The organism is Rhizobium sullae (assembly GCF_025200715.1).
Classification (GTDB): domain Bacteria; phylum Pseudomonadota; class Alphaproteobacteria; order Rhizobiales; family Rhizobiaceae; genus Rhizobium; species Rhizobium sullae.
Window position 1 is genome coordinate 1,363,607 of the sequence record NZ_CP104144.1, and the last position, 22,073, is coordinate 1,385,679.

A 22,073-nucleotide genomic window follows, 5' to 3' on the forward strand; every position below is an offset into this window, starting at 1 on the left:
TGCCACATTAGAGTATTCTTGACAAATATTCGACCCTCGTGTTCTTGATGAATATTATGTCGCGTGGTTCCCACTGGGTGCGCTGGGAGGCTCCAGATGATTGATCCTCTGCCTGGCGACATCTTCCGCAAAGGACAGGTGCTCAACAACACCTACGAGATCGAGGGTGTCCTCGGCCGCGGTGGAACAGGTGAAGTCTATCGAGCAAGCAACCGGATCACCCGCCGCGTGGTGGCGCTTAAGGCGCTGAAGCGGGAGCTCTCGGCAAATGCCGGCTATCTGGAGCTTATGAAGCGAGAGGAGGAAATGCGCAGCATCTCCCACCACGCGGTCGTGCGCTACACCGACTGCAGCCAGACCGGCGACGGCCACGTCTATCTGGTGATGGATTATGTTGCCGGCACGCCGCTCAGTGAGTGGCTCGAGCAAGGCGGGGCTTCCCCGCGGGATCTGCTAGTGGTGGCACACAGAGTGGCCGAAGGTCTTGTCGCAACGCACGAGCGCAAGATCGTCCACCGCGACCTTTCCCCCGACAACATCATCCTTCGCGACGGCAGGCCGGAGGAAGCCGTTATTATCGATTTTGGCATCGCCAAAGACAGCAACACAGGGGCGCGCACAATCGTCGGTAACGAGTTTGCGGGCAAGTACGAATATGCTGCGCCGGAGCAGATGCATGGGCAAGCGGAGCCGCGCTCCGACCTTTATGCCTTGGGCGCATCGCTGCTCGCAACCTTTCGGGGAAGGGTTCCAGACGTCGGAAGGAGTCCGGGCGAGGTCGTCCGTCATAAGGAGCGCCGGCTTGACACCTCGGGCGTTCCAGAACCGCTTAAGACACTGATCGACGACCTCACTCAGCCTGACCCGGCCCGCCGGCCACCGAGTGCCGCCGCGGTCGTCAATGAAATCGGAAGGTTGCTGCAACCTGGTCACGCCAAAGCACGGCCGGGCGGGCGCGACACGGGGCCCAAGTTGCGGCCATTGCTTCTAATTCTGCCTCTCGCGGCGCTGGCCGCTATCGGCGGACTTTGGTTTCTCGGGGTTTTTCAGAGCTTGTCTCCGACTGCCCTGCCGATCGCGACGCCCTACAAACTCACTGCCGGGGTGGACGCGCAAGGGCGGCTCACGCTTGCCGGTTTCGCTCCCGACGCCGACCAGCATCAGGCAATCCTAGCGAACTTCACCCGCACGGTCGGGCTTCCGCCGCCCAATGACGCCCTCACACTCGCCCAGGGTGCTCCATCCGAACGGTGGGCGCAGGACATCGATGTCTTTTTTGCGGCCGCCGTTCCGCTTGACGAGTGGAAGCTTGAAATAGCTGATCGAACGGTCCACCTCACGGGCCTCGCGCCCGATAAAGCGGGACGCGAAGCTGCGGTCACACGATTCAATGCGGCGGCAAAAGCGGCCGGCTACCAGCCTGTCGCCCGTATTGCGGCCGGTCCGCGAGATCTGTCGCCGGACCAACTGAAACCCCTTATCGTGCCGCTGGAGACCTGCGGTCCACTCCGCGTTCAACAACCGGAGGGCGGCACCTTTCCCCTCGGATCGACGATCTCCGTCCAAGGAGACGTCGCTTCAAGCGGCGACCTCGAAGCCCTCCAGCAGGCACTCGCACCCCATGTCGGAGATCGCGAGCTGCGCTTCGATGCCACGGTACTCAGCGACCAGCTGTGCGTTGTTCAAGAGCTGTTGCCGGATACGCCGCAAGGTCAGATGACGATCGTTCTTGGCTATGGCGACAGATCCGAGCCGAACATGTCGGGCATCTATTCGGTTGGCGACAATCCGGTTATCGACGTGCTTGCGCCGGCCTCGCTCGACAAGGGGTACTTGTGGGTCGCCATCGCCGACGTCACAGGCAATCTCTTCAATGTACTTCCGAACATCAAGAGACCCGATCATGCACTCGCCGAAATCGGGACCGTGTCGGATGGCATGCGCACCATTCGGGTCGCCTATCCAACGGCAGAGGGTGCGGCCGACCCCGCAAAGCTCACCTTCGCCGTCGACAACACCTTCGGCAGAACGCTGATAATTGCTATGCAGACCGACCAGCCGCTTTTCCCGCAGCTTCGGCCAACAACCGAGTCCACCAAGTCCTTTGCCGAAGATTTACGTGCAGTGGTAGCGGCCGGTCATGTCTCGATGCTGTCAATGACGACCCGGTTAATCGACACGCGCAAATAATTGCAAGTCGAAGAAATCTGCCATTAGTCTAGAACAAGAAGTTGTGGTAAAAGCAAAAGTAGGGGAATACTAGTCGGTTAACAGGGGGATCTGTTGTTTAACTCGGCTCTCTGGTTAAGTCCACTGAACGGCGACAACCCGTCGGGCGAAAGCTTGCGGAATGATGCACGATTCCACGAGTTGGAACGCCTTGTGCAACCGCAGATCGAGATCAGCCGCGACGAACGCAACAACCCGGTCTCACGGACCGAGGTCCCGGTCGATTGGTCGATCGTCCTTCGAAAATCAGAAGAGTTGCGCCAGCACGGACGGGATCTGAGGCTCCTCGTGATCGTGACCCGCGCCCTTGCAAATGAACAAGGTCTTGCTGGCCTCGCGGAAGGCTTGAACCTGATCACCGGAAGCTTCGACATGCATTGGGAAACGATGCATCCGGAACTTCGTGAGGGCTTGCCTCTACGGGATGCCGCAATACGCCGGACTAATGCTCTTCTCCAACTCCAAAACGAGAAGGATGGGCTACTCGGCGATCTTCGGAAGATGACTTTCTTTGCGCCACGGAGCGTCGGCCCTGTCACAGGGCGCGATCTCGAGCGCGGGGCTCTCGACACCCGAACCGTTCTCAACGAGGCTGCACCCGGACTGAGCGACGCTGAGAAGGCGTCGCTCGTAAGCGAGCACGACCAGTTACTCAATCGCGTGAGGATCGGCTGCGCGGCGTTTGCGGAACAAGCCGGGGACGAGGCGTCCGCGCTCATCGTCAGCGCAAACGCTGCCGCCACAGCGATGGAAGCCCTCGAGACATCGCTCAATCGGCGACTCGGCGGGGATGTGCGCGTGACCTTGCCGGATCTGAGTCGCTTCCTGCAGCGAGTGATCTCTACGCTTGAGCGTGCCAAGCCCAACCCCAGGCAGGAAACTGCAAACGAGGAAACGCTCGATCGTGAGACCGCGGCTGCAAAAACGATCTCTGACGCAGCTCCGGCTTACACCGGAGCAACGGCAGTCTTTCCGTCGCGGCTTACCTCGCGCGAGGAGGTCACAAAGTGCATCGACCTCATCATTGCCTTCTACGACCGCACCGAACCGTCTAGTCCTATTCCCCATCTGGCGCACAGGATCAAACGTATGGTGCCGATGGATTTTCTGGAACTCATGGAGGACCTGGCGCCCTCCGGTTTGAAGGAATTCCGGCTTCTGGCCGGTGTGCCGGAAAGAAAAAAACCTGTCCCTGGGACGAAAGGTGATCACCAATGAGCGAAACTAAGGCCAAGGTAATTGAACGAAACCGGGCGCCTCGCGTCCAGATCGCTTACGAAGTCGAAACTTACGGCAGTCCGACCACCATCGAATTGCCGTTCGTCATGGGCGTGATGGCTGATCTCGCCGGCGCCTCCCAGACGCCGGAGGCCCGCAAGTCCGTCCGGGACCGCTCCTTTGTCGAAACCGACGCAAACAGGTTCGGTCGTTTCATGGAAGCACTCAGCCCGCGCGTCAAAGCTCGCGTGAAAAACACCCTTCCCCAGCCTGCCGGCGAAGAGCGCGACGAAGAGCTTGCGCTAGACCTGACCTTTACGAGCATAGCCGATTTCGCGCCGGATCGTATTGCCGAACAAGTTCCGCAGCTTGCAGAACTCTTGAGAATGCGCGGCCAACTTGAGGAATTGCTCGGTTTCATGGATGGCCGCATCGACGCCGAAAAACGCATCGCGCAACTTTTGAACAACGAGCCCCTGTTGGGAAAGATCGCCGATCAGGCGCTCGAAGATAGCAGCAAGTCGGAGGTCTGAGCCATGGCCGAACAGGAAAGAACCGCTGCGGTTGGTGTCACGGAAGCCAAAGAAGTCGACCTTCAGGAATTCAGCGAACTTCTGGAAAAGGACTTCAAGGTCAAAAAAGATGACAGCGACAAGCTTCAAACCTTGGTCAGAAATCTGGCGCTTGCTGCGCGCGGCCGTACAGAATCGACCGTCATCTCTTCCAACGCGATCAAATCGATCAAGTCCTTGATTGCCGGCATTGACAAGCTGCTGACCGAGCAGACCAACGAAATTCTCCATGCGCCTGAAGTGCTTCAGATGGAGGGGACATGGCGCGGACTGTGGTACCTCGTAAACAATACCGAGACGGATCAAAAGTTGAAGATCCGCGTCATGAACATTTCGAAGGAGGAGTTGGCTGATACCCTTGAGGATTACGAGGGTCAGATGTGGGACCAAAGCCCCATATTCAAGAAAGTCTACACCGACGAATACTCGATGCTCGGCGGTAACCCCTTTGGCTGCCTGATCGGCGCCTACGAATTCTCAAATCACCCGAAGGATGCCGGTCTCCTCCGCAACATGTCCGGCATCTGCGCCTCGGCGCACACCCCCTTCATCGCAGCCGCCGCCCCCCGTCTGTTCCGCATGGAAAGCTGGCAGGAACTGCCGAACCCGCAAGACCTGCAACAGATCGTGTCGTCGCCGGCCTATGCCTCATGGCAGTCACTGCGCGAGAGTGAGGACGCCCGTTACATAGGGTTGACAATGCCACGCGTACTGGCGAGGCTGCCTTATGGCGCAGACACCGTTCCTGTGAAGGGCTTCGCCTTCGAGGAAGAGGTCCAGGGCGACCATCACCGATATGTCTGGATGAACGCGGCCTTCCCGATGGGGGTCAACATCAACCGCAGCCACAAGCTGTTCGGCTGGGGCACGCAAATCCGCGGGGTCGAGAACGGTGGTGCAGTGATCAATCTCCCTGTCCACAACTTCCCGACCGACGACGGGACAGTGGCGATGAAATGCCCAACCGAGGTCGCCATTGACGATCGGCGCGAGGCCGAGCTCGCCAAGCTCGGGCTGATGCCGATCCTCCATCGCAAGAACACTGATATTGCCGCCTTCATCGGCGCCCATTCGTTGCAAGACGACGAGGCGCGAGCCGGCCGTCTGGTCGACCCGGATGCTCAGGCCAATGAGAGACTGAGCGCAAATCTGCCCTACCTTTTCCCGGTTTCCCGTTTCGCCCATTACCTGAAAGCGATCGCCCGGGATAAGATCGGTTCATTCAAGGAACGTGCCGACATGCAGATTTGGCTGACGGAGTGGATCAACCGCTACGTTCTCGCCAACCCTGCCTTCGCCGACGAAAAAGCCCGCGCAAAACGTCCCCTTGCAGCCGCCGAGGTCCAGGTTGACAGCGTGGAAGGTCGCCCCGGCTGGTACAATGCTCGGTTTTATCTGCGGCCCCACTACCAGCTGGAAGGCATCAATGCTTCGCTCCGGCTCGTTTCGGAGCTGCCGTCTATGAAGTCTTGAACAACATTTAGCCGATGGGAGGTTATTCATGAAAATCGACGGTTTTCTCAAGGTACCTGACATCACGGGGCCGAGCGTTCGCGACGGCCACGTAGACGAAATCGAGGTGCACGGAGTGGAGTTTGAAATGCAGGCTCCTTTCGATCCGAATTCGCTATCGCGGAGAGGCCGCGTCAGCATGGGCATGCTCAATTTCATCAAGCACTACGACAAGGCCTCGCCCTATCTGAAGAAGGCTCTGTTCGAAAACAAGCTTCTGGACGAGGTCAAGTTTTCAGCGCGCAGAACGATAGAGGGCGAAACGAGCGACTACCTGGTCATCACGTTGAAGGACGCTTCGGTGACCAACTACACCATGAAGCCGAGTGAGGAAGAGCCAGATGTGATCGAAGAGCGCGTCGGCTTCGCTTACAAGAACATCACTTTCAATTACGACGACAAGGACGAGGTCGAGATGGATGTCTATGTCGGCAAGTGACAGCTGGCAAAAAGGATTTGGAAGGAAGGTGAGACCCGGCGGGCACCTGCGGGCGACTCGAGAAGCGATCCAGCCGTCCTTGTGGGATCGCCTGGTGAACGACCTGCCGGGGCTCAACTCGGAAATCAACCAACTTCGGCAGGCGATCCAGAAAGAAATAGACCCCGAACGTCTGAACGGGCTGGTTGCCGCAGGTCTTCACCAAATGGAGGCCGCTGCCGATATCAGCGCCGAGCAGAAGAAGAGCATACACCGTCTGTTCTCTCTCGAGCGACGCCAGGCAGAACTGGAAAGTCGCGGCGTCGTCGTCTCGACCGATGTGCTGCGCGAGGCAGTGCGGCGCGACATCGAGGCGCTTTTTAATGCCCAACGCTTCGAATCCACGCCGCTCCTGACGGACTTCGAGGCAGATCAGGCTGGCGACAACCCTCCGTCGCTTGAGGATTTCCCGGAAGTTCGCCGCAGCGTGATCAATTATGGCGTTCCCCCCTTCTCCGGCCGTTCCTCCCGTGACTTCGACCGGGATGAACTGTCGAAGGAAATCCGAAGCGTGCTCGCCGCGTTTGAACCTCGGCTGAAGGAAAGCGCGACGAAAGTTACCGTCAGCCTCGGCGACAGGGCAACCGGCCTCAGGATTGACATCGACGCACTGCTGCTTACCTCGCCGGCGCCGGAACGGCTGCTCCTGCGCACGATACTCAACCTCGACGACGGTTCGGCGCGGACTGAACTGAAGGACACCTGACCATGGACCGGGTCTTCCTGGAGTATTACGAGGAAGAACTCACCCACATCCGTGCGCTTGCCGCCGAGTTTGCAGATATGCATCCCTCGATCGCACGCAACCTTTCTCTTGATACAGTCCCGTGTCCCGACCCCTTCGTCGAACGCCTGCTGGATGGAGTGGCTTATCTCGCCGCGCGCACCCGACAGAAGGTGGATGCAGAAAGCTCCCGTTTCGCACGAAGCGTGCTTGAAAATTTCTATCCGGATCTCGTTTCGCCGACGCCCGCAACCGCCATGGCTTTGCTGAAGCCGGGCCAGCAGGTTCAAACGATGCTCGCAGGACACCTTGTGAAGCGCGGGACCCGGCTGGTTTCGAGCGTCCGTCCGGGCATTTCCACCCGGTGTATCTATACCACGGCGCAGGATGTGATGCTTTGGCCGCTCGCGATCACCTCGGTCACCTACATCCAGGATCGAAGTGCACTCGCAGCAGCGGGGATTGCTCCGGTTGACGGGTTAAGCGGTTCGGCGGCATTGAGCATCACCTTCAATCGAACTGGCAAAGGCAAGCTCAGCGACTTGTCGCTCGACCGCCTGGATCTGTATTTTGGCGACAAGAGCAAGGCGTCGCTGCTCTTTGATACGCTCTTTGGCGCTTGCGCTGCGACCGGCGCCCGCCCGGAAGGACGCGATAACGCCCTGAGCGCACTTCCGGAGCCGGAGATGATCGGGATCTCGGACGACGAAGCGCTTATGCCGCGCACGCGCGAAACATTCGAAGGCTACAGGCTTTTACGGGAATACTTCATTGCGCCGGAAAGATTTCACTATGTGCGCGTCAAAGGGCTGCAGCCGGTCGTTCGGCGTTGCGCGGCTGGTCTGGAACTGCTCTTTCTGTTGCGGCGTCCCATCCCCGAGCTTGCGAATATCGCAGCGAAAGATTTCGAACTCTTCGCAACGCCAATCATCAATCTGTTCGAGCGCGGCTGCAACGTCATCGAACTCGATGTGCGGCGCACTCGGCAAGTGCTTCACGCCGATCGCACCCGTCCACGAGATTTTGAGATCTATCGCGCAATCCGCGTCGAAGATGCCGATGCCGAGCGCCCCGACGCCGAGGTGCCGGCTCTGTTCAGCCTAGGCCAGAATCGTGGAAACGGCTGGGTCTATTTTACCGAACGCCGCCCGCGGCGCCCGAGCGAAGACGAGCTTCGCCAGGGGCAAACGCGGACCTCCTATCCAGGTGACGATGTCTTCATCACGCTTTCGCGCCCGGCTCAGTCGAAAGCTGACCGGCCACCGAAGCGGATCGAGGTGACGGCGCTCTGCACGAATCGCGATCTACCGATATTGGACGACACGCCGTCCCTCACGCTCGAGAGCGGCGATCCCGTCGAGACTATCCAGCTCCTTGGCGCCGTGCGGCCGCCGTGGCCCTCGATTCCAGCGACGCTTCCGGCCGGAGCAGTGGAAGGCTCCAGAGCCGATGAACTCGCCTGGCGGCTCATCGCGCAACTCTCGCTGAATTTCCTCAGCCTGGCGGAGGAGGGCCGCGGGGTGGATCCGCTTCACGCTCTACTTGAGCTTTACGCGAACCGCGGGGATCCAAGCCTAAGCCGGCATGTGCGCGCCGTCGCCCGCGTCGAGGCTCGACCCTTGATCGAGCGCTTGGCAATTGCCGGGCCAATGTGTTTCGCGCGAGGCACCGAGGTTACGCTTCATATCGACCAATCCGTGCTTGCCGGGCACAGCACGTTGTTGCTCTCGGCGCTGCTGGCAAGGCTTTTTGCTCGCTATGCGGCAATCAACGCATTCGTGCGAACCCGCACGCGGATCATACAAAAGCAGGAGGATGTGCTATGGCCTATAGCGCCGGGCAATCGCTTCCTGATCTGAAGGACGCGGCTCCATCCCTTGAGGCGTTCGACTTTTTCGAGCTCCTGCGGCGCCTCGAAGACGACGGACGGCTTTTCGGGCAGGCCGGCCGGCCGGACCGGGAGCCGGCGCGACTTGGACAGCATGTGCGGCTTGGTTTTGCCGTGCAAGATGTCGCGAAGGTTGAGCCGGCCACCGAAACCACGCCGGCTCGCGTCACGGTCTCGAACCTCGGATTGCTTGGGCCAGAGGGTCCAATGCCCCTCTATCTAACGCGTTGGGTGCTGGATCGGCTGTCGCAGCGCTGGTTTGCCAGGGCGGACATGCGGGAGGTCAGCGATACGACCTTCGTCGATTTCGTGAATATTCTTCAGCATCGCATGATCGCGCTCTTTTACCGGGCCTGGGCCGACGCTCATCCGGCGGTGCAGGTCAGGCGCCACGACGGCGGCCGTATTCGAGCAATGTCGGCGGCCCTGGCGGGCCTTGGCTTGTGTGGGAGGGGGCATGGTGAGTGCGCGGCTATCGATGCCACGAAGCTCTCTCACGCGCCGTCGCTCGCCCATCAGGTAGACGGGCCGGAGAGGCTCACCCTGTTTCTTGCCGACCTCCTAAAGGTGCCGGTTCGACTTCGCGAATTTGTCGGCACCTGGATGCCTATACCGAACGGGCTTCAGTCCCGGCTTGGCGACGCGCACGTGCAACTCGGACGAAGCGCCACGATCGGACCGAGGACGTTCCAGCGACAGCAAAGAATAGAGCTTTCGATCGGCCCGTTGACGCTTGCCGAGTACGTGGCTTTCCTGCCCGGCTGCGAACGACGCGAAACCCTGCAAACCGCGATCCGCGATCTCGTGGGACACGGGCTTGATGTCGACGTAAGGCTCGTGCTCAGGCGAGACGAAGTTCCCGCGGCCAAAATGGGAACAGCACGGATCGGACACATCGCTTGGCTCGCTCGACCGAAAGATCGCAGTGATGCAGATGATCTGTGCATACGCACCATCATTGGCTGGCGGCCGGAAATGCCGGAGGCTGCGGCATGAGCCTGATCCTTACTCTCGAGCACGCGCCCCGACCCCAAGCCGTTCGCCAGATGCGGCTCGTCGAGGGAGAGCTCGTCATCGGTCGCAGCGCAGACGCCGACTGGCGGATCGACGATCCCGACATGTATATCTCACGCGCTCATTGCACGATCGGCTGCGTTCGCGGCCAGTATGTGGTGACGGACACCTCCACCGGCGGGCTTTTCATCGATGGGTCGCGCACGCCGCTTGGGCTTGGGAACTCCGCCCCGCTGCATGACGGAGCGCGGCTGCAACTCGGCAATTATGTCGTCCGCGTTGACTTCCAGGCAACGCCGACGGACCGGGTATCTGAACAGCCGGCTTCCCTACCGCCGGTCGGCTTCGAGCGTGACGGCTTCTTCTCCGAGCGCAGAGAGCCGGCAGCGCCCACCCCGCGGCCGGCGGGATTGCCAGACCCATTCGAACAACCAGCCGCAGGGGCATTCGCCGCGGCAAGCAGGAGCGAGACAGCAAAAGGGACGCCCACGTTCGACGATCCCTTCAGCCTTGATCCGCTGCCAGCATCGGGTCAGGACAAAGAGGCTTGGGATTTTTCTTTACCCAGTACCACGCCGCCCGAGCAGCCTGTCACAGAGCCCCCAGCCGAACCGCGTCCTGCCCCGGAACCACAAGCGAGGCCGATGCAGGAAGGGACGGCACAGACCGAAACCGCCTTGCGCGACGCCTTCCTGCGGGGACTGGGGCTCGGAGCCGATGAGTTCACGACATCCGATCCGGTCGCCCAGATGGAGAGTTTCGGCCGGGAATACCGGATGATGCTGGAAGGGCTGATGCATCTCCTGCGCAAGCGCACCGAAGAAAAAGGCGAAGCGAGGATCGCCCAGACTGTCGTTGGAGCATCCGAGGTAAACCCTCTTAAATTCCTGCCCACGGTGGACGATGTGATCGCGACCTTCCTGGCTCAGCGGCAGGCCGGTTTTCTTCCTCCTGAGGCCGCCATCGGCAGTTCCATCCGCGATCTCGCACACCACCATGTAAGAACATGGCGCGGTGTCCAGGCAGCGCTCGCCAGGATGATTGACCGCTTCGACCCGGCGACCCTGGAAAGCGAACTGAAATCGCATTCGGCGTTGGATGCCCTGCTTGCGGGTGGCCGGCGGGCAAAGCTCTGGGAGCTTTATGAGAAACGCTATCGCGAGATCGCCAAGAGTGCGTCGACGCGCTTCCTGGGCGAGATCGGCAGCGACTTTCGGGACGGCTATGAAGAGAGGGAGAACGACTGATGCTTAACCGACGCGACTTTCTGATGGTGATCGGCGCGACAGGCGCGCTTTCCGCCTGCATGGGCGGCCCGCCAAAATCGTCGACCGTAACGGTCACGGCGACGGGACAAGCGGGGATGAATGCTGCCGCTGGTGGAGGGGAACGTCCGGTGACTCTCCTTGTTCTTCGGCTGAAGGATGTCGGCAAATTCAACTCTGCCGATATTTTCGCCCTTCAATCCGATCCGGCCGGTGCGCTCGGAGCAGACCTCGTCGGTTCCGAGCAAATGACGGTCGCCCCGGGTGCAAGCGCCTCAAAGACGGTCGCGTTCCCGCCAGAAGCCACATTCCTCGGACTTGTTGCACTGTTCCGGGAACCAGGCGGTCGCACTTGGCGAAGGAGCGTCCCGATCAGGTCGGAATCGACGGTGACGGCGAATGTCGTACTCAGCCGCGGCGGTATGGCGCTCGCGCTCGCCTGAATGGAGGGCGTTCAGCATGACGGATATCAACAAGGTGCTTTGGTCCGAGGGGCTCTTCCTCCGGACGCAGCATTTCCAGCAGCAGGACCGTTACACCGAAGCCTTGGTGCGGGGCGCGCTGCAGGCTGGACGGCTGCAGACCTTCGGTTTCAGGTCCCTCACGCTCGATGCCGCACAGCTGGAAGCCGGGCGGGTGGCGGTAACGTCGGCGCGTGGCATTTTTCCGGACGGCACCCCGTTTGCCATACCCGAAACGATGGACGCCCCCACACCATTGACAATCACGGGGGACATGGGCGCGGGAGCGGTGCAACTCGCCCTGCCCTTGGAGCCACCCGGCGGCGCCAGCTTCGACCCGGCTCACCGCGAACCAACCGGAGCGCGGTTTAGAGGACGGATCGAATGGATACGCGATGCCGTCCACGGGGGCGCTGATCCCGAAGAGATCGAGATCGCCCGGCCGCAAGCCCTCCTCCTTTCTCCGGCGCAGGCGACCGGTGGCTACACGGCAATGCCGGTGACGAACGTTACCGGCCTGCTTTCCGATGGCAGTGTGGCGTTGTCCGAAAATTTCCTGCCGCCGGCGCTCGCAACCGGTGCGGTGCCCTTCTACGGCCAGCTCCTGCAGGAGGTAATCACGGGGCTCGACCGCATAGCCGAAGCGCATGGCAAGATGGTGCTTGGCGGCCCCGGCCGCAGCGTGGAAAATCTGCTGGTGCTCGATCTTGCCAACAGCGCGCGCCCGCGACTGGCCCACATGCTTCCTCAGGAGGTTTTTCATCCGGCCGAGCTCTTTCTGGAGCTCAGTGGACTGGCTGGGCGAATGGCAACCTACGGATCGGGCTCACGGCGGCTGAGCGAACTTCCCACCTATGAGCATATGGCGCCGGGACCGGCCTTTGCCGCACTCGCCGACACATTGCGCTCGCTGATCTTGAGCCTGCGCTATGTTGAGCCGAAGTCGCGGGCGCTGCCGGTTCTGAAGCACGCGACCAATGTCTGGAAGGTCCGCGTCGACAATCCCGAACTGCTAACGGCAAGCCGCATCGTTGTGCGCGTCGGGTGCGACATGTCCGACGAGGCATTGCGCCAGATCTTCGTCAATCAGGTGACGGTCGGTGCTGCAGACGAATTCGAGGCGCTGTGGAAGTCTCGACTGCCCGGCATCCGCCTAAAGCCCCTTCACTCGCAGCCTCGCGAGATCCCCTACGACGGGGACCGTCTCTGCCTTGAGCTCGATCAACGCAGCGAGCATTGGGAATCGCTTCTGCGCTCACCCGGTTTCGTGATCGGAGTTTCCGGCGTTTTGCCCAGCGAACCACAGGTCGACTGCTATTCGGTAAACAGGTAGCACCATGACAAGTGAGGATCCATTCGGCCTTTCGGAAGATCAGGGCCGCACGCGCATCCGCCCGCCGGCGGGGGCAATGCCCCCTGTCATTCCCACCGGCGCATTGGCGAGACGCGCGCGATCCCACCCCAACACGCTGATCAACGCTTTCGCCACCTTGCTTGAATTTGCGCCGGAACTCGAGAATGCATTGCCACCTGGCAATCCTGAAGCGCTGCGGACGAGACTGATGGAGGAGCTCGTTTCGGCGCGCGATGCGGCCGTGGCCGCCGGCGCGAGCCTGGCACAGGCAGATGCGGCCGCGTGGGCTGTCGCCTCCCTGCTCGACGATCTGGCGCTCAACACGCCTTGGGGCGGCTCCAGCGCCTGGCCCCGCCAGCCGTTGGTCGTCATGCTCCGCGGCGATGTGGACGCCGGAGCACAGTTCTTCGCCAGGCTGGAGGAGCTGGAGCGCTATCCTGGCCGCGATCGTGAACTGCTGGAGTTGCAATACTTCTGTCTGGCGCTTGGTTTCCGCGGCAAGTATCGGGTGCCAGGACGTGCGGGCGATCGCTCCATCAGCGCCGTTCGCGCTGCAGCGGCTCGCTTCCTGCGGGACGCAGATGCCGAAGGCGCGCCGCTCTCGCCCAGGTGGGAGGGTGTCGCGGCAGCCGACGAGCCTTCCCGCTTTGCAGTTCCGATCTGGGTGCTTGCAGTCGTGGCTGTGGCCCTCGCGACGGCGATTTACGTGCTTCTGTCGATGCGGCTAAGCGCCAGGGCAGAAGAACTTGCCACGCTCGTTCGGGCGCTACCGCCGCCGGAGCGTGCCGAGATCTATCGGCCGGAAAAACGTGCGCCGGCACCGGATGCGCCCCCGGTCGAACCTGTCGTCCTTGAGCTGCTGCCGGAATTCCGTGCCGCCGCACCTGCTGCGCTTCTGCCGGCCTTGAAGGGCAATGAAAACGCCTCTCGGGTCACACTCCTGCTTCAGTCGAGCACTCCGGAGCTTTTCCAGTCTGCCCGGCCCGAATTGACGAAAAGCTTCGAGCCGCTGGTCGCCTCCGTCGCAGCTGTTATCAAGGAGAATGCCGAACTGATCAGAAGTGTCACGATCATCGGACATACTGACAATGTTCCGCTCCAGACCTCTAATCCTCTATCCAACAACCAACGCCTCTCCGAGGCGCGCGCCGCAACGATTGCCGCTTTACTGCGTGCAAGCGGCTTGCCGCCTGAGCGCTTGAAATCGGAAGGACGTGCGGCAACGCAGCCCCTTGCCAGAAACGACACTCGCGAAGGCCGGGCTGCCAACCGCCGCATCGAGCTCCTGATCGAGAAGGGGCTTTGAGATGGCGATCTTCCGTTTCCTCTGGGCTATCCTAACCTCGCGCTGGCTCTGGACCTTCATCGGGCTCGTGTTGCTGTCCCTGATCGTCTGGATCTTCGGCCCGATCGTCAGTGTCGGAGAGAGCGCGCCATTAGCGTCCGAGACGGTGCGATTGGTCATCATAGGCCTTCTCTTCGTTCTGTTTCTCATCTGGTGGATCGCTGTACAACGCCGGGCAATCCGCGCCAATCGCCTTTTCGTTTCCGAAATCGCCCCGCCACCGGAAGCGCCCCCGAGCCCGGCTGAGGAAGGCGTCGCCTCCGTGGGCGCAAAGTTCCGGGAAGTGATGTCGGAGTTGAAACGCCACAAAATCGGCGGCCGAAAGTTTCTCCGGGAGATGCCTTGGTACGTGATCATCGGCCCGCCTGCGACCGGCAAGACAACGGCACTGCGGCAATCTGGACTTAGCTTCCCCATCGACCTCTCCGACGATTTGCATGGCGTGGGCGGGACGCGCAACTGCGACTGGTTCTTTTCCGAAGAGGCGGTGCTGATCGACACCGCCGGCCGCTACGTTCAACAGGAAAGCCAACCCGACGTCGACGCAGCGGAATGGTTGGGCTTCCTCGATCTTCTGAAAAAGCACCGGGGCCGCCGGGCCTTGAACGGCGTCATCGTGGCACTCGCCATCGACACGCTTTTAGAAGGCGACGCGGCCATTCGCGCGCACGGCCGCCAGATCCGCAAACGGCTAACCGAACTTCAGGAACGGCTCGAGATCCGCCTGCCCGTCTACCTGATGCTGACCAAGGCCGATCTCATAAAGGGGTTCGAGACGTTCTTCGGAGGGCTGTCGACGGCCGATCGCGAGCAGGTCTGGGGAGCAACCTTCCCGCCCGGCGCGAGCATCGACGGCAGCGAAGTCACGCGGGAACTTGCAGCATTGGCCGGCGAGCTCGAACGACGCCTCGTTCCCCGTCTGGAAGGCGAAGAAAACCTTACCGCGCGCGCGGAGATATTTCGTTTCCCGGCACAGGTTGCGAGCCTCTCCGAGCCTATTCGCGTGCTGGTCGAAACCGTTTTTGGTGAAAGCCGCTATGCCGAGAGTGCCTGGTTGCGTGGTATCTATTTAACCTCCGCCACTCAGGAAGGCACAGCAATCGACCGGCTGACGGCAGCCCTCGCGTCCTCCTTCGGCCTTCCGGCACAGCCCGCCGCGCCGATGCTGCGGGTTGAGAAGCGCAGCTTCTTCCTGAAGGACCTGCTCACCAAAGTGATCTTCAAGGAGGCGGGTCTCGGCACGTTCGATCCTGCCGCAGAGGAACGGCGTATCTGGATATGGCGCGGCGCTGCAGTGGCCGCCGCGGCATTGGTTGTCGTCGCCGGCCTGGCCTTTACGGTTTCCTATCGGAAAAACAGCGCCGCTCTTTCGGCACAGGCCGAACAGCTGGAGGCCCTGCAGCTTCCGCTCACTCCGGTCGCTGCACGTCAGGCGCCGCTGGAACCGCTCGACCTGGATGTGGCGCTCGAGGCCGCAACCGAAGTATCGAATGCCCGGACCGAGCCGCCAGGCGGGATTGCTGCGTTGATCGGCCCTTCCGCGGCGACCGAGATCAGACAGGCGCAGGAGGACGCCTATCACCGCTCGCTTCGCAACATATTGGAGCCACGCATGGTTGCGCTGCTCGAGGCGACGATGTGGCGTCAGATCCGTGACCCGGAGTTCCTTCTCGGCGCCTTGAAGACGTATCGCATGATGACCGGATTGTCGCCGATGGACCCCGAATTCGCCAAGCAATGGTGGACTGAGCGGCTGCCTGAATTCGCGCCTGCGCCGCCCTTCCGGACCGAGATGGCCGCCGACCATCAACTCGCTGCAATCGACAACATGGCGGCGGACCAAGCCCTTATCCAGCCCGATGAGGCGCTGGTGGGCGAAGCATTGCGGAGCATCTGCTCAATTCCGCTTCCGGTGCGTGCCTATAATGCACTGCTCTCAGATCCGGAGGTCAGAGCGCTTAAGGATTGGATCCCGGCGGACCACGTCGGCCCAAACGGCCTTAAGGTTCTCGCTCGACGCTCGGACAAGACCCTTAGAGTGGGCATCAGCGGCGCCTTCACCTATGACGGCTTTCACAACGGAATTCTTGCACGGCTGGAGGACGTCGCCACTCAGGCTGCGCTCGATCGCTCCGTCTTTGCCGGAGGGTGTTCGGAAAATGCCAGCCCGTCGGTCGCCGCGCTTTCCCAGGACATCCTCAAGCTTTACTACGACGATTATATCGCGAAGTGGGACAGCTTTCTGCGCGACGTAAGGCTCGCGCCGCTGGTAGACCTGCAGACGGCGAGCGAAAACCTCAAGGATCTCTCCAGCGCAGATTCCTCGATGAAGCGACTGCTGAACGCCGTCGTCCAGGAAACCGAACTTACCCGTTCCGAAGATGACGCTGGGGGCAAAGTCCCTCCGGCAGCAGCTTCCAAGCTTTTGTCCAAACTCGGCAAGATCGGCAAGCTTGCCAAAAAGGGCGTGAAGCTGATGCCCGCCCCCGGCTCCAAGGCTGAAGTGGACCTCTCGGGCGTGCTGGTTGCCGAGCATTTCAAACCCATCAAAGCCGCGATCGCCGAGGTCGACGGCCAACCTCCAGCACTCAATGACGCCGTTGCAGCGCTCACTGCGCTCTCGAACATGCTGCAGACGGTATCGGCAAGTCCCGATGCCGAGGATGCAATAAAGAGACAGGGCGGCCTGGCCGAACTCACAGGGGCGGTGGCAAAACAGGCCATATCCCTCCCCGACCCGCTCGACGACTGGCTGGCCGGCATCGCCGGCGACACGAGCGGCCTTACAACGGAAGCGGTCACCTCTGAACTTAACGCCATCTGGCGCGCCGATGTGCTGCCTTTCTGTCAGGCGGCCCTGGCGAACCGCTATCCGTTCATCCCTGACAGCGCAATCGATGTCAACGTGGTCGACTTTGCGCGGGTCTTTGGTCCGGGCGGGCTGATTGACAGCTTCATCAACAATCAGCTGATCAACTACGTCGACATGACGCGTCACCCCTGGAAATGGCGCGCGGACATCCGGCTCGATTCGTCAGCTTTAGCTGCCTTGGAACAGGCCCGGCTGATCCGCGACAGCCTCTTTCCAGGTGGTGCCGGACCGATCCTGACCTTTACGCTCGAGCCCAAGGACCTTTCGCCGACCGTCGGCCGCGTGACGCTGAACGTCGACGGCCAGAGCCTCACCTATTTCAACAACCCAACTCGCCCGCAGCCAATGACGTGGCCGGGCAAGGATGGGACGGGCGTAATTACCCTCGCCTTCCAGCCCCTCGACGGCTCGCCGGAAGTGATGGTCAGCGAGACCGGGAGCTGGGCTTTCCTGCGGATGCTGCGTGCCGGCCGGCTGAGCGGGACCGAACTTCCGGAACTCTACAAGCTGCGGCTTGCCGCACAGGGCCACTACGCCGATTTCGAGCTTCGGGCCGCGAGCGTGGCCAATCCCTACGACCTGAAAATGTTTGCGAGGTTTTCGTGTCCGACGCAACTGTGATCCTGCCAGGCTTCTTCGGAAAACTGCCCGCGATGGGGGATTTCGTCACGCGCGGTCTGACGGCATCCTTCGTTGGCCCATGGGACCGCTGGATCACCCGGCATCTGGTTCACCGATTTTCGGAAGGTTCGGTGTCGGCTCATCTAGCGTTGCGATTTATCCTCGGGCCGGAAGCCTTCGGACCCATGACCGGCGTGGTGATGGCAAGCGCCGACCGCGCGGGTCGGCGGTTTCCGTTGACTATCGCGGCTGTGCCGCCGACCGCCACAACTGAAATCGCCACCCTCGCCACAGACTGGCTCGATGCGCTGGAAGCTGCGGGAAAGTCTGCGCGCGACGGCGAGATGGACAGTGACGGACTGGCTGCCCGCCTTGGATCCCTGCCCTATCCCGCGATCGCGGCGTGCGGCGCCCAAGTCCGGCGCATGACATTGTGGATGGGTGAGTGCGAGGCAGTCGAGGTTGATCCCGGCGCACCTGAAGCAGCGCTGCGCCACCTCTTCCCAGAAGGTCTGGAGGCCGGCTGATGCAGATCTGGAACCAAACCGGCTTTCCGACCGAATTCACGATGGGCATGGACAAAGAGGGCCGCGAGTACATCGTCGTCGTCGTCAAAGGAACCTTCGATTTTCCGGAAACGCCGGGTGGCTCCGTGCGAAAATCATCCGTGCAGGTGCCGCTGGTGATGGCCGACACGCATACAGGTGAGCCCGGGTTTTCGGCCACCCTCTGGGAAACCGACTTCGCCTTCCGAAAGCCGCGTTGCGACGTCATCGCCAACGGCTGTGCCTATGCTCCCGGGGGGCGTCCGGTCGACCGTGTCAGCGTCGGAATCAAGATGGGCAACTGGTCAAAGATCTTCGATGTGGTCGGGCATCGCGAATGGCGCGCCCGCGGACCGCTCTTCGTCGCCACTGCCCCGCAACCGTTCCTGCGTCAACCCTTCTCCTACGACACGGCGTGGGGAGGCACCGACCGCCTCGACCCGGACGACAAGCTGCCCGCAAGCTACCCGCTCAACCCGGTCGGCATCGGCTGGGCGCGCACGCGAAACCAGCATCTGATCCCCGGCCTCCCCCTTCCCCGCACCCAGGCGGTCGGCGAGGAGATCCGCTCGCCCTTCGGCGACTACCGGCCGATGAGCTTCGGACCCTATGGCCGAGGCTGGCCGGGCAGGATCGAATTCGGCGGCACTTACGACCAGAACTGGATCGACAATATCTTCCCGTTCCTGCCGCCGGATTTCGACGACCGTTATTTCCAGATGGCGCCGCCTGACCAGCAGATCGATCCTCCGAAGGGCGGCGAAGAAGTGGTGCTGGTCAACCTTACGCCTGCCGGACGCGAGAGCTTTCGCCTGCCGACCACCAGCCTTCCGATGACGCTGTTCAAGGACCGTGAGAAAGCCTTCGAGAGTGCGATACCGCCCGATACCGTTTTGTTTGATCCGGAGAACCGGCGCTTTTCGCTGGTCTGGCGTGTGTCTCAGCGCATCCACCGGACGATCCTCGACTTCAGCGAATGCTGGGTCGGACATCCAACCGAATCCATGCAGAGGGCTCGCGCGACGGGCCGCGCCTTTGTGCGCGCAAACGGCGCGCTTTTGCCGGAAGACGAGGAAGAAGAGGCATGAACACGCCAATCGACATCGTCTCGATCGGCATGGTGACGGCCGTCGGTCTCGATGCGCCCTCTACATGCGCGGCAATGCGCGCCAAGCTCGACGGCTTCCAGGAAACGCGCTTCGTCGGATCGGGCGGAGAGTGGATCATCGGCGCGCCGGTGCCGCTGCCGCGCAACTGGATCGGCAAGAAGCGGCTGGCGCATCTGGCCGCGGGCGCGATATGCGAGGCATTCGAGGCGGTTCCCGATGCGCGCGGCCAGGCGGCGCTGATCCTGTGCCTCGCAGAGCACGACCGTCCGGGGCGGCCCGTCCACGACGATGCCGACCTGCTCCGGCGCATCGCCGAGATCGTCGAGGTTGAGCCGCACGCCCGCTCGCGCATTGTCGCGTACGGACGGCCCTCAGGACACGTAGCGCTCGACCAGGCACGCAGGCTGATTGTATCCGGCGAAGCCCCCTATGTGATGATCGCTGGGGTCGACACCTACCTGACGTCCCCGGCTGTCGGCCACTATGTTTCCCAGAAGAGGATCCTGACCCCCGACAATCCCAACGGCTTCATTCCCGGCGAGGCTGCGGCGGCGGTGCTCTGCGCGCAAATGGGCAATAGCGGCCTGCGGCTCTACGGGCTAGGTCTGACGCGGGAGCGAGCTTCAATCTACAATGCGGAAGACCTTCCGTTGCGCGGCGATGGCATGATGAATGCCTATAGCCTCGCGCTGGGTGAAGCCGGCATCGAGATGAACCGGCTCGGCTACCGCATCTCCGATCTCATCGGGGAACAATACTGGTTCAAGCAAACGGCTCTCGCCAGCCTGCGTCTGTTGCGTGGGCGGCATGAGTTCCAGGACCTCTGGTCACCGGCGGAGTCGCTCGGCAACATCGGCGCTGCGTCTGTTCCCATGATGGTCGGCATGGCGTGGACCGCCGCCCGCAAGGGTTATGCGGCCGGCACCCCAGTGCTGATAGAGGCGGCGAATGACGCAGGTGCCTGCGGTGCCGCGCTTCTCGGCGACAGGATGACGCAATGACCGTCTACGCCAACGGGCTCGAGATCGCCTGCAAGGCACAGTCCAACAAGGTCATAGCGGCCTTTCCTGATGTCTGTTTCACGCCGCCCGAGAATCCAGCAACGCCGCCCGGCGTGCCCGTTCCCTATCCTTCGTTCGGCTTCGACTCCGACACTGACAATGGCACCGGCACCGTCAAGATAGGTGGCCAAACGATCACGCAAAAGAACAAATCCTACTACACGAGGACGAGTGGAACCGAGGCGGGCTGTGCTGCCAAGAAGGGGATTATCACCTCGGCCAACACCGGAAAGGAATATGCGCGGGCCTGGTCCGGCAATGTAAAGGCGGACGGAGAACCGGTGAGCCGGTTCTCCGACCTCTCAACCAACAATCATTCTTCGCCAGGTTCGAACACGGGACCATATCCAAAGATCGGGAAGATGGTTCTGACGCCCGACAACTGCGCCAAGTTGCTCCAGAAGTTCGGCCTCAGCATCACCCGCCATGACAAGAATGACTGCCCAAAAGATACCATGGAGTCCGAGCACTTCATGGAAAATCAGTTCATGCAGAAAGAATCGATGCGTGGCGGTGTCGCCGGCACGGTGGCGCGGTTCAAGAACTATGACGAAGGGTCGGCGCCATGCATCTGCATGGTTGCTCGCAAGCGGAAGAAAGGCGTAGACAAGGCGAACTGGCCGAAGGTCGGAACCCCTCATCACGGCAAGACGGCCCAGGTTCGCAACTTCCTGGCCAGTCGCAGAACGGTCCCGACCATAGATGAGGCGCTGAAGGAATGCTGCAAAGCCGTCGTCGACAATCACGGACCGACGAAGGGACTCAGTTCAGGCACCAAAGCGCAGAAGGAGAAGGCGGAGCAGATCATGAAATGCCTGGAGCTCATATTTATCCGGCATCTGACTACCAAGATTAACGAAACCCGTCGTAGCGACAATAAGATAACCCAGGCCGAAGTACGCGCATTGAAAATCCGCTGAGCAAATGACTTTTGAGGAGGTGGCATGAAAGAGGCCGCGCCTACTGAGAGAACGGATCCACAGATCGAATAAGATGGATATGACCGAGGGACAGTCACGCTTCGAGCCTTTCGCCTTGCCTTATTGGGGTTCTGCAGATCTCAATAGAGGAGTTGGAAGCATGACTTCGTCTTATGATTACCATATCGGCGTCGACTACCACAAATCCTATAGCCACCTGGTGGTTCAGGACAGCAGCGGCAAGACGCTACGATCCGGCAGGGTGAAGAACGATCGCCAGTTGCTCGGCGGGTTTCTCGAACGCTATCGCGAGAAGTCGCATGCGGTTGTCGAAGCGACCCGCAACTGGATGGTGATCTACGACTGGCTCGACGACATTTGTGATGATGTCGTTCTCGCCCATCCATTGAAGGTCAAGGCGATTGCCGACGCCAAGATCAAGACCGACAAGATCGACGCCACCGTGCCGGCGCATCTGCTCCGGGCCGACCTGGTGCCGGAAGCACGGGCTCCTGGCGAAAAGGCGCAAGAGTTGCGCGTCGCCCTTCGCGAGCGGATGTTTTACGTGCGGCTGCGCACGATGACCAAGAACCGCATCGTGACGATCTTCAATCGCTATTCGGAGCAGACGGCGCAGCTGAAGAAGCTCGGTAATCTGTTCGGCAAGGCCGTCCGTGTTCAGCTGGCTCAGGTGAACGTATCAGAGATCGACCATATCCAGATCGACCGAGGCCTTGCCTTCATCGGCGACATCGATGTGCGTATCAAGCAGTCGGAGACAACGATCCGGACGATGACCAAGGCCAATACCGGTCAAAACACAACCGAACCCAAGGAAAAGCCGCCAAATGGAGCCGTTTTACCCCCTGAGTTCTTTCATTGGAG

General features: G+C 61.3%; 17 protein-coding genes and 1 pseudogene. All 18 read left to right on the forward strand.

From position 1 onward, the window contains the following. Positions 1–96: 96 nt before the first annotated feature. Positions 97–2,190: a serine/threonine protein kinase gene (locus N2599_RS27255; protein WP_027509570.1), complete on the forward strand. Its 2,094-nt coding sequence runs from the start codon at positions 97–99 to the stop codon at positions 2,188–2,190. A 93-nt stretch (positions 2,191–2,283) separates the two neighbouring features. Then, complete coding sequence (locus N2599_RS27260; RefSeq protein ID WP_027509569.1) at positions 2,284–3,447, forward strand: type VI secretion system protein TssA; 1,164 nt, start codon at positions 2,284–2,286, stop codon at positions 3,445–3,447. After that, a complete protein-coding gene (gene tssB / locus N2599_RS27265) occupies positions 3,444–3,980 on the forward strand; it encodes a type VI secretion system contractile sheath small subunit (RefSeq protein WP_027509568.1) in 537 nt (178 codons plus the stop codon). The genes N2599_RS27260 and tssB overlap by 4 nt, the downstream gene beginning before the upstream one ends. A 3-nt stretch (positions 3,981–3,983) precedes the next feature. Then, positions 3,984–5,492, forward strand: a complete 1,509-nt coding sequence (gene tssC, locus N2599_RS27270) for a type VI secretion system contractile sheath large subunit (RefSeq protein ID WP_027509567.1) — start codon at positions 3,984–3,986, stop codon at positions 5,490–5,492. Between the two features lie 28 nt (positions 5,493–5,520). Beyond that, entirely contained in the window at positions 5,521–5,970 is a 450-nt protein-coding gene (locus N2599_RS27275; protein ID WP_027509566.1) for an Hcp family type VI secretion system effector, read from the forward strand. After that, the gene (gene tssE, locus N2599_RS27280) at positions 5,957–6,715 is read left to right on the forward strand and encodes a type VI secretion system baseplate subunit TssE (protein WP_027509565.1); all 759 of its coding nucleotides are present in this window, start codon (positions 5,957–5,959) and stop codon (positions 6,713–6,715) included. The genes N2599_RS27275 and tssE overlap by 14 nt, the downstream gene beginning before the upstream one ends. Positions 6,716–6,717: 2 nt before the next feature. After that, positions 6,718–8,592 (forward strand): type VI secretion system baseplate subunit TssF, encoded by a 1,875-nt coding sequence (tssF, locus tag N2599_RS27285; protein WP_027509564.1) that lies wholly within the window; start codon positions 6,718–6,720, stop codon positions 8,590–8,592. After that, positions 8,556–9,617, forward strand: a complete 1,062-nt coding sequence (tssG, locus tag N2599_RS27290) for a type VI secretion system baseplate subunit TssG (protein WP_027509563.1) — start codon at positions 8,556–8,558, stop codon at positions 9,615–9,617. Before tssF ends, tssG begins: the two co-directional genes overlap by 37 nt. Further along, positions 9,614–10,882, forward strand: coding sequence for a type VI secretion system-associated FHA domain protein TagH (tagH, locus tag N2599_RS27295; RefSeq protein ID WP_027509562.1), 1,269 nt, complete (start codon positions 9,614–9,616; stop codon positions 10,880–10,882). The genes tssG and tagH overlap by 4 nt, the downstream gene beginning before the upstream one ends. Further along, the gene (gene tssJ, locus N2599_RS27300; protein WP_027509561.1) at positions 10,882–11,343 is read left to right on the forward strand and encodes a type VI secretion system lipoprotein TssJ; all 462 of its coding nucleotides are present in this window, start codon (positions 10,882–10,884) and stop codon (positions 11,341–11,343) included. The genes tagH and tssJ overlap by 1 nt, the downstream gene beginning before the upstream one ends. Positions 11,344–11,359: 16 nt before the next feature. Then, the gene (tssK, locus tag N2599_RS27305) at positions 11,360–12,694 is read left to right on the forward strand and encodes a type VI secretion system baseplate subunit TssK (protein ID WP_027509560.1); all 1,335 of its coding nucleotides are present in this window, start codon (positions 11,360–11,362) and stop codon (positions 12,692–12,694) included. Positions 12,695–12,698: 4 nt separating this feature from the next. Beyond that, on the forward strand, positions 12,699–14,021 hold the full coding sequence (gene icmH, locus N2599_RS27310; protein WP_027509559.1) for a type IVB secretion system protein IcmH/DotU: 1,323 nt from the start codon (positions 12,699–12,701) through the stop codon (positions 14,019–14,021). A 1-nt stretch (position 14,022) separates the two neighbouring features. Continuing rightward, positions 14,023–17,553 (forward strand): type VI secretion system membrane subunit TssM, encoded by a 3,531-nt coding sequence (gene tssM, locus N2599_RS27315; protein WP_027509558.1) that lies wholly within the window; start codon positions 14,023–14,025, stop codon positions 17,551–17,553. Next, positions 17,535–18,080 carry a type VI secretion system-associated protein TagF gene (gene tagF, locus N2599_RS27320; RefSeq protein ID WP_027509557.1) on the forward strand — a complete coding sequence of 182 codons (546 nt, stop codon included), beginning with the start codon at positions 17,535–17,537 and terminating at the stop codon, positions 18,078–18,080. The genes tssM and tagF overlap by 19 nt, the downstream gene beginning before the upstream one ends. Beyond that, positions 18,080–19,186: a DUF2169 family type VI secretion system accessory protein gene (locus N2599_RS27325; RefSeq protein WP_027509556.1), complete on the forward strand. Its 1,107-nt coding sequence runs from the start codon at positions 18,080–18,082 to the stop codon at positions 19,184–19,186. Before tagF ends, N2599_RS27325 begins: the two co-directional genes overlap by 1 nt. Then, positions 19,183–20,208 (forward strand): beta-ketoacyl synthase N-terminal-like domain-containing protein, encoded by a 1,026-nt coding sequence (locus N2599_RS27330; RefSeq protein WP_027509555.1) that lies wholly within the window; start codon positions 19,183–19,185, stop codon positions 20,206–20,208. Before N2599_RS27325 ends, N2599_RS27330 begins: the two co-directional genes overlap by 4 nt. Beyond that, positions 20,205–21,188 (forward strand): DUF4150 domain-containing protein, encoded by a 984-nt coding sequence (locus N2599_RS27335; RefSeq protein WP_027509554.1) that lies wholly within the window; start codon positions 20,205–20,207, stop codon positions 21,186–21,188. Before N2599_RS27330 ends, N2599_RS27335 begins: the two co-directional genes overlap by 4 nt. Positions 21,189–21,348: 160 nt before the next feature. Continuing rightward, a pseudogene (locus N2599_RS27340) lies at positions 21,349–21,996 on the forward strand (IS110 family transposase); the annotation flags it as partial. Positions 21,997–22,073: the final 77 nt, after the last annotated feature.

Excerpts from the sequence above, each read along its gene's own strand:
- N2599_RS27255 (WP_027509570.1), top strand. The coding sequence starts at position 97 with ATGATTGATCCTCTGCCTGGCGACATCTTCCGCAAAGGACAGGTGCTC.
- tssB (WP_027509568.1), top strand. The coding sequence starts at position 3,444 with ATGAGCGAAACTAAGGCCAAGGTAATTGAACGAAACCGGGCGCCTCGC.
- tssC (WP_027509567.1), top strand. The coding sequence starts at position 3,984 with ATGGCCGAACAGGAAAGAACCGCTGCGGTTGGTGTCACGGAAGCCAAA.
- N2599_RS27275 (WP_027509566.1), top strand. The coding sequence starts at position 5,521 with ATGAAAATCGACGGTTTTCTCAAGGTACCTGACATCACGGGGCCGAGC.
- tssE (WP_027509565.1), top strand. The coding sequence starts at position 5,957 with ATGTCGGCAAGTGACAGCTGGCAAAAAGGATTTGGAAGGAAGGTGAGA.
- tssF (WP_027509564.1), top strand. The coding sequence starts at position 6,718 with ATGGACCGGGTCTTCCTGGAGTATTACGAGGAAGAACTCACCCACATC.
- tssG (WP_027509563.1), top strand. The coding sequence starts at position 8,556 with ATGGCCTATAGCGCCGGGCAATCGCTTCCTGATCTGAAGGACGCGGCT.
- tagH (WP_027509562.1), top strand. The coding sequence starts at position 9,614 with ATGAGCCTGATCCTTACTCTCGAGCACGCGCCCCGACCCCAAGCCGTT.
- tssJ (WP_027509561.1), top strand. The coding sequence starts at position 10,882 with ATGCTTAACCGACGCGACTTTCTGATGGTGATCGGCGCGACAGGCGCG.
- tssK (WP_027509560.1), top strand. The coding sequence starts at position 11,360 with ATGACGGATATCAACAAGGTGCTTTGGTCCGAGGGGCTCTTCCTCCGG.
- icmH (WP_027509559.1), top strand. The coding sequence starts at position 12,699 with ATGACAAGTGAGGATCCATTCGGCCTTTCGGAAGATCAGGGCCGCACG.
- tssM (WP_027509558.1), top strand. The coding sequence starts at position 14,023 with ATGGCGATCTTCCGTTTCCTCTGGGCTATCCTAACCTCGCGCTGGCTC.
- N2599_RS27325 (WP_027509556.1), top strand. The coding sequence starts at position 18,080 with ATGCAGATCTGGAACCAAACCGGCTTTCCGACCGAATTCACGATGGGC.
- N2599_RS27330 (WP_027509555.1), top strand. The coding sequence starts at position 19,183 with ATGAACACGCCAATCGACATCGTCTCGATCGGCATGGTGACGGCCGTC.
- N2599_RS27335 (WP_027509554.1), top strand. The coding sequence starts at position 20,205 with ATGACCGTCTACGCCAACGGGCTCGAGATCGCCTGCAAGGCACAGTCC.